Raw genomic sequence first — 15,324 nt, 5'->3', positions numbered from 1 at the left:
CGACCGCCTCCAGGAACGGTCAGCCGAAGGCGCGGATACCCAGCCAGACGCCCGCCAGCACGCCGAAGACGACCACGACGGCACGTAGTACCGGCTCGCTCAGCCTCGTCGCCAGCCGACCTCCGAGCACTCCGCCGGCCAGGGACGACGGCGCGACCACGAGCACGAGCATCCAGTGCACGGGGCCGAACAACGCGAACGCGACGAGCGACACGGTGGCCACGACCAGCTGCAGCGTCCCCTTGAGGACGTTCACCTCGGCCAGCGGAGCGGACAGCGTCAGGCCGAGCAGGGCCATCAGGATGAGCCCCAGTCCCCCGCCGAAGTAACCGCCGTAGACCGCGGCGGCGAACGTGCCGGCGTAGAGCTTGCCGCGGTGGGCACCGTGAGCGGCGCCGAGCAGTGCCCGCAACCGGGGCTGGAAGGCGAGGAGGGCGCTGGCGCCGAGGACGAGGAACGGCACGGCGACCGAGAAGACCCGCGACGGCGTGAGCAGCAGCAGCACGCACCCGCCGGCGGCGCCCACCGCGGACACGACCGCCAGCGACGTCACGGAAGACGGGCGGGAAGACCCCCGCAGCGCGGCGACATTGCCCAGGTAGCCCGGCCACAGCGCCACGGAGTTGGTGACGTTGGCGGCGACCGTACCCAGCCCGCCGGCGACCAGCGCGGGGAACAGGAGCAGTGACCCGCCGCCGGCGATGGAGTTGACGAATCCGCCGACGAGGCCGGCACCGCCGATGAGAACAACGTCGCCGACGTCCATCCGGGTCCCTCCACAGCAAGTTATGCGAGATGCCATGTTGACATACGAGACAGCGTTACGCCATGGACCCTCACCGGAAACACCCAGGCAACGGGACGTTCCTAGCGTCGGGCCAGCCCTTCCCCTCCATGAAAGGTCGGCCATGACTGCGATCGACTCGCCCCTCCTCGACGTCGCCGCGACCGGCTTCCCGATCCTCCAGCCCGGCCACGGAGCGATCGCGTCGACGACGTACGTCCCGGCCACGCCCGACAACACCCTGTGGGGCCGCCTTCCGTGCGAGGCGGACGCTCCGTGCGCGGTCGTGCGACCGGGCTCCGTCGTCACGGTCGACACGCTCAGCCACGAGGGAGTGCTGGAGGACCAGGGCCGCAACCCCGTCGAGTTCTTCGGCCGCTACGGCGTCGGCGGCGGGCATGTGCTCGACGACGCCCAGCAGGTGGCGGACTCCGGTATGCCGCACGACTTCGACGACGACGGGCCACACCTCGTCACCGGGCCGATCGCCGTGGCCGGCGCCCGGCCCGGCGATCTGCTCGCCATCACCGTCCTCGGCCTCACCCCACGCGTTCCGTACGGCATGGTCTCCGCACGCCACGGCTTCGGCGCACTCCCCGGCGAGATGCCGTCGCTGCCGGGTCCCCTGTTCACCTTCGCCACGGCACACGCGGACAGCCACGGCGCCTGGGGCCGGATGGCGGTGGATCCCGCGGACCCCTCCCACGGCTCACTGCGCTTCCCGCTGCGGCCCTTCCTCGGCGTGATGGGCGTGGCGGTGTCCGGTAACGAGCGGCCGCACTCGGTGCCGCCGGGGCGGCACGGGGGCAACATCGACATCTCGCTGCTCGGCGAGGGCGCCACGCTGTATCTCCCGGTGCAGGTCGACGACGCGCTGGTCTATTTCGGGGACCCCCACTTCGCCCAGGGCGACGGCGAGGTCGCCCTCACCGCGTTCGAGGCGTCGTTGCGCGCCACCGTGAAGCTCGAGGTGGTGCCGGCCGGTGCGGCTCTGCGGCCCGGCCACGGCCGCGTCGCCCCGTTCGCCGAGACGGCCGACCACCTGGTGCCGATCGGCCTGGACAAGGATCTGAACGAGGCGATGCGCGACTGCGTGCGCTGCGCGCTGGACCTGCTCGTGACCGACTACGGCATCGACCGCCATCTGGCGATGGCGTACCTCAGCGCGGCAGGCGACTTCGCGGTCTCCCAGGTCGTCGACGACGTGAAGGGTGTCCACGCGAAGATCCGCAAGGCGGACTTCCTCGAAGTCCGCCGACCGCGCTGACCGGTCATCGGCACCGACCGGCCGACGCACCGATGTCCCGCCGCGGCAGGGCACCACGGACCAGGCGGCGGGCTCAGGTCCAGGAAGGGAGCGCTCCGCGCCACACACGGTCGGCGACCGCGGTCAGGATCTGGGCACAGGCCGGGCTCATGGACCGCAGCACCGCCTCGGACTCGCTCCACTCCCGACCGCCCGACCCGGCCCCGCACGCACTCGCCAGTGCGGCCAGCGCGACCGAGCGTTTCGAGGGGTCGGCCGCACCGCCAAGAGACCGGACCGCGGCATCCCGCCTCTCCTCGCACAGGACGTGGTAGCGGCGAGCCCACCCGGCGGGCAACGGCAACCGTCCCGGCGTACGAACGAGGACACCCTCGGCGATCAAGCCGGCCGACAGGGTCCTGTGTGCGCCGACGCTCAAAACCCCGACCCACTCCGATGCCGTACGCGGCTTGCGAGACGACCGGATCCGCACGAGAGCCTCGCCGAGCGCGCGGTCGTGCGGCCGTGCGCCGTGGACGGCGACGAGGTGTCCGTCCACGGTGTCGATGGCGCCGTCCAGAGCGAGTTCCATCAGCATCGCCCCGCTCAGGCCGAAGCCGAGGCCGGCGGCATAGCCGGGAACACGGCCTTGACCGTCCAGGTACACGGCCAGCATGAAGTCTCCGCAAAGGCTGGACGTGGCATCGGTCTTCATCCCGGTCTCCCCAGTACGGCACTTGGGCTTCAGCTTCGGGGTTCTTCCGGACCGGGCAACCGAACCAGATCCCGAGGAAGTATGCGCAGCACTATGACGGGCCCAGAGCTCTCACGTCAATGCAAGACACCGTCCCGAAATATGAAACGCGGTTGCGTTACGGGCCGGCCGGCCGCCCAGCTGCGGCAGGTCGTTTCCCGACGTCGAACCAGATCGCAGGCCTGCCAGGGTGAGCGACCACAGAACCAGGTCTTTGGTGCCGGTCGACCCGGGCCCGCGGTCCGATTCGCGCAGCTGCGACGACGGTTAGCGTCACGCCATGCGTATAGGACTACTTGGCACCGGAAACGTCGCCCGCGCGCTGGCCCACGGCTGGACCGCCGCAGGGCACGACGTGCTCCTCGGTTCACGTCGGCCCAAGGAACGGGCGGACGTCGGTCTGCCCGTGGCGGGCCTGAGCGAGACAGCCGCCCACGCGGAGGTACTGGTCAACGCCACCCCGGGAACCGTCTCGGTGGAACTGCTGCACTCCATCGGGGCACCGGCCCTGGCCGGCACCTTACTCATCGACGTCGGGGTCGGCCTCTCCGACGACTTCACCGAACTCTCGCACCCCAACGACAGCTTGGCCGAACAGATCCAGAAGGCCTTCCCCCTGACCCCCGTCGTCAAGACGTTGTGCACCATGGACTCCACCGTGATGACCGCCCCGGACGGTCTCGACGGACCGAGCACCGTCTTCCTCTCCGGCGACGACGCCGAAGCCAAACGGACCACCGGCCGACTGCTGACCGACCTCGGCTGGCCCCCGTCGTCCCAGCTGGACATCGGCGGCATCACCACCGCGCGAGGACAGGAGCACTTCGCCCTGCTCTTCATGGGCATCGCGGGCGGTCTGGGGACCCACACGTTCAACATCAACGTGGTCACCCGTCCTTCTGCCCAGTCCTAGTCCGACGTCGCCGCCGCCCGGCTCTCCTGGGTAGGTGCCGAGGGTGCCGCACTTCCGAGGGGTCGTGCACCCGGCGGTCCATGGCGCCGGCCGTACGCGTCCCGGCGGCCTGAGCGAGGCGTTTGACCGGCGGGGCCTCGCGGTGCGGCTGCGCGCACGAGGCCCCGCCGGCCGATCCGGCCTGACCCAACGGCAGGCCTAGCGGTCGACCTCGTACTGGCCGGCCTCAAGGAAGTAGCGCAGCGCTTCGGGGGTGTTGTCGTCCAGGGCCGCGTGTGCCGCAGCGCGCAGGGCGTCGCTGATACCGGGGTCCGCCAGGATCCGCGCGATGGCGACGCGGTCGTCCTCGGCCTGAGCCAGCCGGAGGCCGGTCTCGAGGAATGCGCGCACGACCTCGGGGCTGCCGTCGTCGAGGGCCTTGTTGGCCTCACGGACGACGGCCCTGCCGCTGTCGGGGTCGGCGAGGAGCCTGGCGATGGCGACGCGGTCGTCCTCGGCCTGAGCGAGACGGTAACCGGCCTTGAGCCAGGCGCGCATCTCCTCCACGGTGCCGCCGTCGAGGAGCTCGTTGGCCTCCTGGGTGACGCGCTTGCCGCTGTCGGGGTCGGCCAGGATGCGGGCGATCGCGATGCGCAGGTCGTCCGCGTCCATCTCGTCGTAGGGGGAGCCCGTGTCCGACGCCGGGGCCGCGATCGACGGCGGCGTGGCGGCGGCTAAGGACGGAGTGGAGAGGAGCAGGGCCGGGGCGAGGGCGCCGGCGGCCACGGCGAGCGTCACGCGGGTCAGTCTCACGGAGAGGAACCACCTTCTGTCGAAGTCACGGGTTGCAGCGGGGACATTGTCCCAAGGGGAGCCTGGCCAGGTCACTGCCCGGAACGCGCAATGTTCACAGGCTCCTCATTGCCGACGTCCTGCCACTCGCGCCCCTCATGACCGACAGCCGCGCCCACGCCCACATGTACCGGCTCAGACGACCGGCTCGCCGATACCCAGCAGGTTTCCCTCGCTGTCACGGAACCAGGCCGCGCGTTCTCCCCGTGCGCCCTTGCTCGGGTAGTTCCCGTCGATCTCGGCGACCCCGTTCGTCGTTCGGAATCCGGGCAGGTCGACCTCCTCGAACACCACGCCACGTTGCTTGAGTTGCGCGACGACTGTTTCCAGGTCGTCGACCTCCCATCCCATCTGGGTGAAGGTCCCGGGTGAGGCACCCGTTGACGCGAACAGGGCGAAGTCAGTGCCTCCGCACCGGTAGAGCAGCCCACCGGGCCGTTCGTCGACGGGCTCCAGACCGAGCCGTTCGGCATAGAAACGCCGTGCCCGCTCCAGGTCCTGCGCCGGGAGCCTGGTCGCCACGCGCCCCCGGGCCAGGATGTTCCCCTCCTCTGCGTTCATCCCCTCACTGTGCCGTGAGCCGTGGCCGATCGGGCGGACATCAGGCGCGTGCCACGGCGTGGGCGAGTCCAACAGGCCCTTGCGCCCTACTCATTGACATGTCCTGGCCCCAGCGCGACGCTGAGAGCGCTCTCAAAAAGGTACGGACCAAGCTCCGTTTCCCGCTCCATCCCCCACTCGCACGGAGGTCGAGAGTGCAACCCACAGCCAAGCACCCGTTCGCGGCCCTGGCCGCGGTAGCCGCCCTGCTGGGCGCGCTGCTTGCCTTCGCGGCGCCATCGCCCGCGCAGGCGGTGCCCGCCACGATCCCCCTGAAGATCACCAACAACTCCGCCCGCAGCGGGCCGGTCTACGTCTACAACCTCGGCACCCTGCTCTCGACCGGCCAGCAGGGCTGGGCCGACGCGGGCGGCACGTTCCACCCCTGGCCCGCCGGCGGCAACCCGCCCACACCGGCACCGGACGCAGCCATCCCCGGGCCGGCCGCAGGGCAGTCGGCGACGATCCGGATACCCAAGTTCTCCGGCCGGATCTACTTCTCCTACGGCCAGAAGCTGGTCTTCCGGCTGACCACCGGCGGCCTGGTGCAGCCCGCCGTGCAGAACCCGAGCGACCCGAACCGGAACATCCTGTTCAACTGGTCGGAGTACACGCTCAACGATGCCGGGCTGTGGCTCAACAGCACCCAGGTGGACATGTTCGCCGCACCCTACGCCGTCGGCGTGCAACGCGCCGACGGCAGCACCACCAGCACCGGGCGCCTCAAGCCGGGCGGATACAACGCGGTCCTCAACGCCCTGCGCGGGCAGTCGGGCGGATGGGGCAACCTCGTCCAGACGCGGTCCGACGGCACGGTCCTGCGGGCGCTCTCCCCCGGACACGGTCTGCAGAGCGGGGCCCTGCCCGCCTCGGTGATGGACGACTACGTCAACCGCGTCTGGCAGAAGTACGCGACGACGACGCTGACGGTCACCCCGTTCGCGGACCAGCCGAACACCACGTACCACGGCCGGGTCTCGGGCAACGTCATGAACTTCACGAACAGTTCCGGCGCAGTCGTCACCAGCTTCCAGAAACCGGACGCGGACAGCATCTTCGGCTGCCACAAGCTCCTCGACGCGCCCAACGACGCGGTACGCGGGCCGATCTCGCGCACCCTGTGCGCAGGGTTCAACCGTTCCACCCTGCTGGTGAACCCCCGTCAGCCGGACGCCTCGGCGGCCGGCTTCTACCAGGACGCGGTGACCAACCACTACGCCCGGAGCATCCACGCGCAGATGACCGACGGGAAGGCGTACGCCTTCGCCTTCGACGACGTCGGACACCACGAGTCCCTCGTGCACGACGGCAATCCCCGTCAGGCCTACCTCACCCTGGATCCCTTCAGCTGACCCGGGTGTCCCGCACGCGGTCACGGCCGCGTGCGGGCACATGCCGTTGTGCCTGCGCGGGCAGCCACCGACGAGTTCTACGCCTCATCCGCAGTGCTCAGTCCGTTGTGCGCGGGTGAGCCGGCTCGGCGTGCGGCAACGACCATGACGATGACGGAGATGAGGACGATGCCGGCGCCGACGAAGAGCGGCGCCCTGTAGCCGAGGCCCGCGGTGATGGCCAGACCTCCGAGCCAGGCGCCGAGGGCGTTGCCGATGTTGGATGCGGACACGTTGGCGCTGGCGGCCAGCGCCGCCCCGTGGGCGTAGTCGGTGACGCGAGTGATCATGCCGGGCACGCCGGCGAACCCGAACACCCCCATCAGGAACACCAGCACCACCGACGCGGTGGCGTTGCCGGCCAGCAGACCGAACACGGCCAGGGTGACGGTGAGTCCGAGCAGGGCGAGGACCAGGGCGCGATCGCGGTCACGGTCGGCCGCTCGCCCGCCGACCAGGTTCCCGACGACCAGGCCGACGCCGTAGACCATCAGCAACCAGGCGACGTCCGCCGGGGAGAAGCCGCCGACCTCGGTGAAGGTGTAGGCGATGTAGCTGAAGGCGCCGAACATCCCGCCGTAGCCGAGCGCGGTGGCCGTCAGGGTCAGCCAGACCTGCCGGGAGCGGAACGCACGGAGCTGGTCCCGCAGGCCGCTGAGCGGTACCGGGTCCGAGTGATCCGGCACCGTCGGCGACGGGACCTCTCCCGCCCGGCCGGGGAGGAAGGCGACGAGTCCCGCCATCGCGAGCACGCCGATCGCGGTGACCGCCCAGAAGGCCGCTCTCCAGCCCCAGCGTTCACCGACCAGCGCGCCGAACGGCACGCCCAGAACGTTCGCCACCGTCAGCCCGGCGAACATGACCGCCACCGCACGGGACTTCTTCTCCGGCGCGACCAGACTGCGCGCGACGAGCGAGCCGATACCGAAGAACGAACCGTGGCACAACGCAGCGACGATCCGCCCGAGCAGCATCACCGGATAGCTCGGCGCGAGGGCGGACAGCAGGTTGCCGATGACGAACAAGGCCACCAGGCCGACCAGGACCTCCTTGCTGGGCAGCCGCGCCGTCGCCGCGGTCAGTGCGATCGCGCCGATCGCGACGCTCAGGGCGTACCCGGAGATCAGCCAGCCGGCGGCCGCCTCGGACACCGCGAAGCTCGACGCCACCTGCGGCAGCAGCCCGGCGATCAGGAACTCGGTCAGGCCGATGCCGAACCCGCCGAGTGCCAGCGCGACGAGTCCACTCGGCATCCGTCGCTCTCCGATCGACCGTCCGACAAGTCGCGGGTACGGATCCTCCCGCCGCGGCCTGTGGGATCGCCCCGATCCCCAACCACCCCCACGTGGACCGACGTTGGACCGGTCGGCGCCGAGGGACCACTATGCCATCTCGTGTTCGGAGCCGTACGGGCGTCCGTCGCGCTGTGCTCGGCACCCGCAGCAAAACCGCTGTTCACCGGCCCTCCCCGCACGTGACAATCAGGCACCAGCAAGGGGAGGAACACATGAGCCAGGCCTACCTGACTCTTCATGAGCTGCTGCCGCCGCAGGAGTTGGCGGCAGCGCTCGACGCGGGGCACGTCACGCGCAAGCCGCATCCGGAACTGCCGCTGTCCATCTACACGTACACGAGGACATGCCAGTACGAGCGGGTGTGGAACCGGGTGACCACGCGCTGCCGCGGCCTCGTGGCCGACGACACCACCGGTGAGGTCGTCGCGCTGCCGCTGCCGAAGTTCTTCAACGTCGGTGAGCACGAGGCCGGTCAGCCGTACGCGCCCGGCCTCCCCGACGAACCGTTCGAGGTGTACGACAAGGTCGACGGCAGCCTGGCAGTGGTCTTCCACTACGCGGGCCGGTGGCGGGTCGCGTCCAAGGGGTCGTTCATCAGCACCCAGGCCACGTGGGCGCAGCGTCTGCTCGACGGGAAGGACACCTCCGGGCTCGTCCCCGGAGTGACCTACCTCGCCGAGATCCTGTACCCGCAGAACCGGATCGTCGTCGACTACGGCGACCGTCGTGACCTGGTGCTGCTGGCCGCGTTCGGCAAGGACGGCACGGAGGTCGCCCTGGCCGAGGCCGCGGCCGGCTGGCGTGGCATCGGCTCGGTGGTCACCGTCTGGCCCCCCATGCCGCTCGCCGAGCTGCTGGCCATGGCCGAGGCCAACCGGCTGCCCGGCGGAGGGGCGGCCACGGGCACCGACGCGGAGGGCTTCGTGCTGCGCTTCGCCTCGGGCGTACGGGCCAAGGCCAAGCTGGCCGAGTACGTCCGGCTCCACAAGGTGCTCACCGGGGTGACCGAGCGGGACATCTGGCGCGGTCACGGCATCCAGCGGTTCGCGGGCCTGCCCGCCAAGCAGGTGGCCCAGGCGCTCGGCTGCTCGGCCCAGGACATCGACGCGTCCGGTGGCAGGCCCCTGGACGCGCTGCTGGAGCAGGTGCCCGACGAGTTCGACGCCTGGGTGCGCGGCGTCATCGCGGGAATCGAGAAGCAGGTGGACGACCGCGAGCGTGCGATCGACGAGGCGTTCCGGTCCCTGGCCCCGCTCGTCGGTGACCGGGGAGCCTTCGCCCGCGCCGCGAGTGCGCTGCCCGACGCGGCACTGCGCCCCGCCGTGTTCCTGCGCCTGGACGGGCGCCCGACCGAGCTCGTCACGTATCGCTCCGCCCGGCCGGAGGCGTCCGACCCGTTCAAGAACGACGAGGAGAACTGACCGTGCCCGTTGTACACGTCATGACGGGGCTCCCCGCCTCGGGGAAGACGACCGCCGCGCGCGGACTGCAGGCGGAGTCCGAGGGCCGGATGCGTCGCGTCAACCTCGACGACCTGCGGGCGATGCTCGACATCCCGGCACCCGAGCGCGGGCAGTCGTACGCGCACGAGCAGACCGTGCTGGCGGTCCAGGACGCGGCGGTGCGGGCGGCCGTCGACGGCGGTTTCGACGTCGTGGTGGACAACACACACATGACACCGCACATCCCGAAGCGGCTGAAGGCAGCGGTGGCGGGCCTGGCCACCTTCGTCGTGCACGACTTCACCGACGTACCGGTGGAGGAGTGCATACGGCGCGACGCCGAGCGGGACAGGACGGTCGGCGAGGAGATCATCCGGATCCTCGCCGACAAGCACACCAAGGCCCGCAGGGGTGGCTGGCGGCTCACCGCTCAGTGGCTGAACGACGAGCCCTCCTTCGAGCCGTACACCGCCGACCCGGCGCTTCCCTCGGCGGTCATGTGCGACATCGACGGCACGCTCGCCCTCCGGGGTGCCCGGGGGCCCTACGACTTCACGCGCTGCGAGGAAGACCTGCTCAACGTGTCGGTGCGGGGGGCGCTGCACTCCTTCCGGAGCGCCGACGGCGATGTCATCGTCCTGCTCTCCGGCCGCGGTGAGGAGCACCGCGAGCGAACGGAGGCGTGGTTGCGTGCGCACGAGGTCCCGTACGACGAGCTGTGGATGCGCGCCGCCGGCGACGGCCGCCGCGACGACGTGGTGAAGGCCGAGCTCTTCGACCGGCACGTGCGCCACCGCTTCGCGGTGCGGGTCTCCCTGGACGACCGCGACCGCGTCGTCGCCGTGTGGCGCCGTATGGGCCTGCCGACCTGGCAGGTCAACTACGGCAGCTTCTAGCCGGCGGCACCCTGCCGACGCGCCCGGACGATCAGCTGTCCGCCGTCGTGCGGCGGCGATGGCCCGCCGGTACGGTGCACGGGCCCACCGGACCGGCGGGCACACGGGCGCCCGCTGGTAAAATGGGGGCACGCTTCGACACCGCCGGGGTCCGTACCAAGGGGTACGGACCCCGGCGTGTTCCGGGCGTCGGATCAGAAAGGTTCCCCATGAACGCGAAGCCGTCGACCCCTGGGCTCCCCCGTGTCGGCAAGCCCCGGCGGGAGACAGCGCCGCAGGGCGAACTCTCGATGCCGCGGACGGTGGCCCCGGGCCTGCCGCCGGCCGCGTCCTTCGACGCGCTCGGGCTGCCGCCCGAGCTGACGAAGACGATGACCGGCCTCGGGGTGACGGAACCCTTCCCGATCCAGGCGGCGACGCTGCCCAACGCGCTGGCCGGCCGCGACGTCCTCGGCCGCGCACGCACCGGCTCCGGCAAGACGCTGGCGTTCGGTCTTGCGCTGCTCGTCCGGACGGCAGGCGTGCGAGCGGAGTCGAAGCGGCCGCTCGCGCTGGTCCTGGTACCGACCCGGGAACTCGCCCAGCAGGTGAGCGACGCGCTGGAGCCGTACGCGAAGGTGCTGAACGTACGACTGGCGACTGTGGTCGGCGGGCTGTCGATCAACCGGCAGTCGGCACTGCTGAAGACCGGAGCGGAGGTGGTCATCGCGACGCCGGGGCGGCTGGCCGACCTGGTCTCGCGCCGGGACTGCCTCCTGAACCACGTGCGGATCACGGTGCTGGACGAGGCGGACCAGATGTGCGACCTGGGATTCCTGCCGCAGGTGTCGGACATCATGGACCAGCTCCCCTCCGGCGGGCAGCGGCTGCTGTTCTCGGCCACCCTCGACCGCAACGTCGACCAGCTGGTGCGCGACCACCTGAACGACCCGGTGCTCGCGTCGGTCGACCGGCTCGCGAGCTCGGTCACCACGATGGAACACCACCTGCTGAACATCCACGCCGCCGACAAGTACGCGACCGCGACGGAAATCGCCGCGCGGGACGGCCGGGTGCTGATGTTCCTGGACACCAAGGCCGGCGTGGACCAGTTCACCCGCCACCTGCGGGCCAGCGGCGTACGGGCGTCCGCCCTGCACAGCGGGAAGTCGCAGCCGCAGCGCATGCACACGCTCGGCCAGTTCAAGAACGGTGAGATCACCGTTCTGGTGGCCACCAACGTCGCGGCACGGGGCATTCACATCGACGCGCTCGACCTCGTCGTCAACGTCGACCCGCCGGCCGACGCCAAGGACTACCTGCACCGGGGTGGGCGCACGGCGCGCGCCGGGGAGTCCGGGAGCGTGGTCACCCTGGTCACGCCCAACCAGCAGCGCGACGTGAACCGGATGATGTCCGACGCCGGAATCCGGCCGACGGTCACACACGTACGCTCCGGCGAGGAGAAACTGACCGCCCTCACCGGGGCGAAGCGCCCTCCGGTCGGCCCGAAGGCCGGCAACGCCCCTTTCCGCGGCATCGGCACCCGCCCGGGCCGTCCCGCGAAGGAGTCCCGCAAAGCCGCCGAGGCCCGCAAGACCGCGGAAGCCCGTGCGGCGGCCCGGGTACGCAAGGGCCGCTGACGCCGGACGGACCTGCGCACGGCCGTCGGTGGGGCACCGGTTCAGGAGTGCTCAGGGGTTGCCATGACCTGCCGTACGCATGCCGCCCTCGCCGCCTGCGGCACCGGAAGGAACACACGGCGAGGTCCGGAGGCCGGACCGGCATGTTCGCTTCCGTGCTGCGTCCGTATGCGATCAACGGCTTGACGAGCGACCGTGGGAGGAGAAACCGCGTGCCAACCTGCACGCGGTGCGCGGCCGGATACGCCCGCGTGCTCTCCGGCCGCCGAGGCTCGGCCGCTTCCCCGGGTCGGTGATGACCATCGGCCCGTCCCGCCGCGACATCAGCCGGGAGGGCGTCGGTGTCGGGCGTGGAAAGGGTGATCGCCATGTGCCGGTGGCTCGTCTACTCGGGAACCCCTCAACTCCTCGAAACCATCCTGTACAAACCAGCGCACTCACTCATCGACCAGAGCCTGCACTCCCGCCTGGGCGTGGAGACGACCAACGGGGACGGCTTCGGCGTCGGCTGGTACGCGCAGGACCCCGACCTCAGCACCCCGGCCGTCGTCCGCGAGACCGGACCGGCATGGAACAACCGCAATCTCCGGGAGATCGCCGGGCACGTCACGTCTCCCCTCTTCTTCGCCCACATCCGCGCGTCGACGGGTACGGCCGTGCAGCAGACCAACAGCCACCCCTTCCGGCACGGCCGCTGGATGTGGATGCACAACGGAGCCATTGCCGGCTTCCCGCTGTTGCGCAGGGAACTCTGCCTGGCCGTGGACCCTTCGCTGTTCGCCGACATCGAGGGGTCCACGGATTCCGAGGTGATGTTCTTCCTGGCCCTCACGTTCGGACTCGAGGACGACCCTCCTGGTGCGGTGGCCCGGATGGCCGGGCTGGTTGAGCGCACAGGCCACGCACACGGCATCGCCGCCCCGCTGCAGATGACCGTCGCGACCACCGACGGCACGAGTGTCTGGGCGTTCCGCTACGCCAGCGAGGGCGACGCCCGCTCGCTGTACTACAGCAGCCGCGTGGACTCACTACGGGCGCTGCACCCCGACATGTCGTTCCTGCAGAACCTGTCCGAGGAAACACGCCTCGTCGTGTCCGAGCCCCTGGGCGATCTGCCAGGAGCCTGGAACGAGGTGCCGGAGCACAGTTACGGCGTCGTGCGAGCCGGCGCGGACGAACTGCGCGCCTTCGCGCCGGTTTAGGCGCCGCCGGGCAGGCCGCCTGTTGGGCTGATGACGACTGTTCCGCTTCGGCAGGGGCACGCCGTCCGGTGCCGGTCAGCAGCGCGTCCTTGTCCGAGAACGGCGGGGGGAAACGCCGCACCGGCGATCTTCTCCAGCAACTCTCGCGACCGGGCGAGCCCTTCGGCGGGCGGCTCCGCCGCGTCCGGGAGGTGCGCGAGAAGAGATCCACGGCCGCAAACCACCAGCGCCCAGCCTCTCGCTTCGACCCATTTCGCCCGCTGCCGGGGGGCGCGCCCTGGCGTTCGTGCCAGGTCGGAGCCGCCACGACTGTCGCACCTGCTGCCACCGTTGCGGATACTCCAGACGTTGCCGGCAGCCGGGGCTTGGGACAATTCGATGGCGCGCATCGAACAGCGCCAGCCACTCTGGCTCCGTGACAGAACCCAAGCACCAGATCCGCGCCCTCTACACGGCCTCCACGGTCACCGTGTATCAGGCGTACAGACCGGAGATCGGCCTGTCCGCGGCCCGGGACGGCCGCTTTCCAGCGGCCTGGCAGCGGGACCGCATGACCTGGATCAAGCCGTCGTTCCTCTGGATGATGTATCGCTGCGGGTGGGGCACCAAGGAAGGCCAGGAGACCGTCCTCGCCGTCGAGATCACCCGTGAGGGCTTCGAGTGGGCGCTGGAGCACGCCTGCCTGACGCACTACGAGCACGGACTGCATCCCGACCGCGCCACCTGGAAACGCCAGTTGCAGCGGGCACCGGCCCGAGTGCAATGGGACCCCGAGCGTGACCTGCGCCTACGACCTCTTGGCCATCGCTCGCTGCAACTGGGGCTCACCGGCGAGGCGGCACACCGCTACGCGGACGAGTGGACGGTCTCCATCACCGACGTGACCCCACTCGCGCACAGGATCCACGCCCTGGTTCGGGACGAGGACCTGGATGCTGCCCGGCGACTCCTCCCCGCGGAACGCCCGTATCCGGACAACCGACCGGCTGTGCTCACCCCTTGAGAGGCGGTACGGCCTACGGCAGGAGGGCGGGTCACTCGCCGACCGCACCGTCGATGGCTTCGCGGAGGAGGTCCGCGTGGCCGACGTGGCGCGCGTACTCCTCGATGACGTGCTCGAGGACGAACCGCACGTCGGTGTCACCGAACTCCGCGTTTCCTGAGGCACCTTTCTGACCTGCGCTTTCGCGGGCCGGATCGGTTGTGACCTGCTAGGTCGGGTTGCAGAGGCGATCGGAGACAGTCAGAGGAAAGCGCTCTGATTCAACCCGGGTTCGACCCGAGCTGCTCGGAGCCAGTCAGAGGAAATCGCCCTCTGTTCTGGCCCTGAGTCGGCCGAGGTCGGGGCGGTGTCGATCAGGCTGTAACTCCTCTGGCGGCACTCCGAGTCGATCTCGGTCGAGCCGCGGTGGGGACGCCTGCCTCTGATGCGGGGCCAGGTATACGAAGGCCTCCAGGACGGCAATCCTGGAGACTTCGCTGGCACCGATTGGAGGTCCGTTCCGGACACCACCCGTGGTTTTGGCGGGCCTGGGTGGCGTCCACGTCCTTGCGAGACGACCCCACAGCGCCACACCACACCTACCAGGCAGACTCACCCCGACATCCAAATCACCCGAGCGAGCGACTGGGTCTTCACCGGCTGCCTCCGGCTGCGGCTGGCCTTGTCCCGCTACGCACATCGCCGGTTCGCAGTGTGGACCGAGGCGGGCCTGTGGCTCCGGCTGCACCGGGCGGTGTTGGACGGACTCGGCGCCAGGGCTTCGCTGTCGGTCGGCATCAAGCCGCGGCAGGACCACCCGGCGACCTAATTGAAGCGATCTCGGGCGCACCACCCCATCAGCCGTCCGTGGCCCCAGCCCTGCCCAAAGTCCTCGCTCTCGTGAAGAGCTCGAAGGCTCTGGCCGATTGGGAGGTGGCTCTGGGAACGGCTCGAATCACGGCACGGTACGGCGACTGGAGCCGACATGGCAGGGGCCTGAGCCGCGTCCGTCTTGTCGAAGCACTCCTGGCGCTGCGTATATCCCAGACGTCCCACTCTGGCCCCTGCCGATCGGCCCAACCGGCCAACCCACATGCCTATTAGGCGCTTTACTCCGCCGACCACCTCACCTGGCTCCGCGCCCGCCGCCAGATCCCGCGGATCGCGCGTCCGGGGGCGAGTCCGGCGAGCGGCTCGGCCGCCACCGCTGGAAGACCGAGCGGTCGATCTCCTGGCTGTTCGGCTACCGCCGGCTCACCGTCCGATACGAACGCGAGGGCAGTCACTTCCTCGCCCTCCTCGGCCTCGCAGCAGCACTGACCTGCTACAAGAAGCTCGCCGAACTCACCACATGAGACACCCTCCC

13 protein-coding genes and 3 pseudogenes are annotated in these 15,324 nt (G+C 70.3%); 9 read left to right on the top strand and 7 right to left on the bottom strand.

Features of this window, described 5'->3' with window-relative positions; genetic code table 11:
- Positions 1-19: 19 nt before the first annotated feature.
- Positions 20-766 (bottom strand): sulfite exporter TauE/SafE family protein, encoded by a 747-nt coding sequence (locus KUM49_RS19060; RefSeq protein ID WP_217238055.1) that lies wholly within the window; start codon positions 764-766, stop codon positions 20-22.
- Positions 767-908: 142 nt separating this feature from the next.
- Here KUM49_RS19060 and KUM49_RS19055 point away from each other — a divergent pair, with 142 nt between their 5' ends.
- Positions 909-2,051 (top strand): acetamidase/formamidase family protein, encoded by a 1,143-nt coding sequence (locus KUM49_RS19055; protein WP_217238054.1) that lies wholly within the window; start codon positions 909-911, stop codon positions 2,049-2,051.
- Between the two features lie 73 nt (positions 2,052-2,124).
- Here the strand turns inward: KUM49_RS19055 and KUM49_RS19050 are convergent, their stop codons facing one another.
- Positions 2,125-2,745, bottom strand: a complete 621-nt coding sequence (locus KUM49_RS19050; RefSeq protein WP_217238053.1) for a GPP34 family phosphoprotein — start codon at positions 2,743-2,745, stop codon at positions 2,125-2,127.
- Between the two features lie 319 nt (positions 2,746-3,064).
- On the opposite strand from KUM49_RS19050, the gene KUM49_RS19045 reads away from it, so the two are divergent.
- The gene (locus KUM49_RS19045) at positions 3,065-3,697 is read left to right on the top strand and encodes an NADPH-dependent F420 reductase (RefSeq protein ID WP_217238052.1); all 633 of its coding nucleotides are present in this window, start codon (positions 3,065-3,067) and stop codon (positions 3,695-3,697) included.
- 198 nt (positions 3,698-3,895) lie between these two features.
- On the opposite strand, the gene KUM49_RS19040 is transcribed toward KUM49_RS19045, so the two are convergent.
- Together KUM49_RS19040 and KUM49_RS19035 are read right to left on the bottom strand one after the other, a co-directional pair.
- Positions 3,896-4,489 (bottom strand): ALF repeat-containing protein, encoded by a 594-nt coding sequence (locus tag KUM49_RS19040; protein ID WP_217238051.1) that lies wholly within the window; start codon positions 4,487-4,489, stop codon positions 3,896-3,898.
- A gap of 174 nt (positions 4,490-4,663) precedes the next feature.
- Positions 4,664-5,089: a VOC family protein gene (locus tag KUM49_RS19035; protein WP_217238050.1), complete on the bottom strand. Its 426-nt coding sequence runs from the start codon at positions 5,087-5,089 to the stop codon at positions 4,664-4,666.
- 194 nt (positions 5,090-5,283) lie between these two features.
- On the opposite strand from KUM49_RS19035, the gene KUM49_RS19030 reads away from it, so the two are divergent.
- On the top strand, positions 5,284-6,480 hold the full coding sequence (locus KUM49_RS19030) for a glycoside hydrolase family 64 protein (protein ID WP_374200173.1): 1,197 nt from the start codon (positions 5,284-5,286) through the stop codon (positions 6,478-6,480).
- 77 nt (positions 6,481-6,557) lie between these two features.
- Here the strand turns inward: KUM49_RS19030 and KUM49_RS19025 are convergent, their stop codons facing one another.
- Entirely contained in the window at positions 6,558-7,772 is a 1,215-nt protein-coding gene (locus KUM49_RS19025) for an MFS transporter (RefSeq protein ID WP_217238048.1), read from the bottom strand.
- Positions 7,773-8,026: 254 nt separating this feature from the next.
- Here KUM49_RS19025 and KUM49_RS19020 point away from each other — a divergent pair, with 254 nt between their 5' ends.
- The 4 genes from KUM49_RS19020 (at position 8,027) to KUM49_RS19005 (ending at position 12,976) form a co-directional block, all read left to right on the top strand.
- A complete protein-coding gene (locus KUM49_RS19020) occupies positions 8,027-9,235 on the top strand; it encodes a T4 RnlA family RNA ligase (protein ID WP_217238047.1) in 1,209 nt (402 codons plus the stop codon).
- A 2-nt stretch (positions 9,236-9,237) separates the two neighbouring features.
- On the top strand, positions 9,238-10,152 hold the full coding sequence (locus KUM49_RS19015) for an AAA family ATPase (protein ID WP_217238046.1): 915 nt from the start codon (positions 9,238-9,240) through the stop codon (positions 10,150-10,152).
- A 209-nt stretch (positions 10,153-10,361) separates the two neighbouring features.
- Entirely contained in the window at positions 10,362-11,774 is a 1,413-nt protein-coding gene (locus KUM49_RS19010; RefSeq protein WP_217238045.1) for a DEAD/DEAH box helicase, read from the top strand.
- Positions 11,775-12,142: 368 nt separating this feature from the next.
- Positions 12,143-12,976: a class II glutamine amidotransferase gene (locus KUM49_RS19005; RefSeq protein WP_217238253.1), complete on the top strand. Its 834-nt coding sequence runs from the start codon at positions 12,143-12,145 to the stop codon at positions 12,974-12,976.
- Between the two features lie 13 nt (positions 12,977-12,989).
- Here KUM49_RS19005 and KUM49_RS48380 read toward each other — a convergent pair.
- Positions 12,990-13,179 (bottom strand): annotated as a pseudogene (locus KUM49_RS48380) (maleylpyruvate isomerase); the annotation flags it as partial.
- A 212-nt stretch (positions 13,180-13,391) separates the two neighbouring features.
- Between KUM49_RS48380 and KUM49_RS19000 the strand changes: the two are divergent.
- Positions 13,392-13,979: a DUF4291 domain-containing protein gene (locus KUM49_RS19000; RefSeq protein ID WP_217238044.1), complete on the top strand. Its 588-nt coding sequence runs from the start codon at positions 13,392-13,394 to the stop codon at positions 13,977-13,979.
- 31 nt (positions 13,980-14,010) lie between these two features.
- On the opposite strand, the pseudogene KUM49_RS18995 reads toward KUM49_RS19000, so the two are convergent.
- Positions 14,011-14,169: pseudogene (locus tag KUM49_RS18995) on the bottom strand (DUF664 domain-containing protein); the annotation flags it as partial.
- Between the two features lie 926 nt (positions 14,170-15,095).
- Here KUM49_RS18995 and KUM49_RS48375 point away from each other — a divergent pair.
- Positions 15,096-15,313: pseudogene (locus KUM49_RS48375) on the top strand (IS5/IS1182 family transposase); the annotation flags it as partial.
- Positions 15,314-15,324 lie beyond the last annotated feature (11 nt).

Origin of the sequence: Streptomyces sp. AC555_RSS877 (assembly GCF_019049245.1) — a bacterium.
In the GTDB taxonomy this organism is placed as follows: domain Bacteria; phylum Actinomycetota; class Actinomycetes; order Streptomycetales; family Streptomycetaceae; genus Streptomyces.
This window is presented reverse-complemented; position numbering and strand designations above follow the sequence as displayed.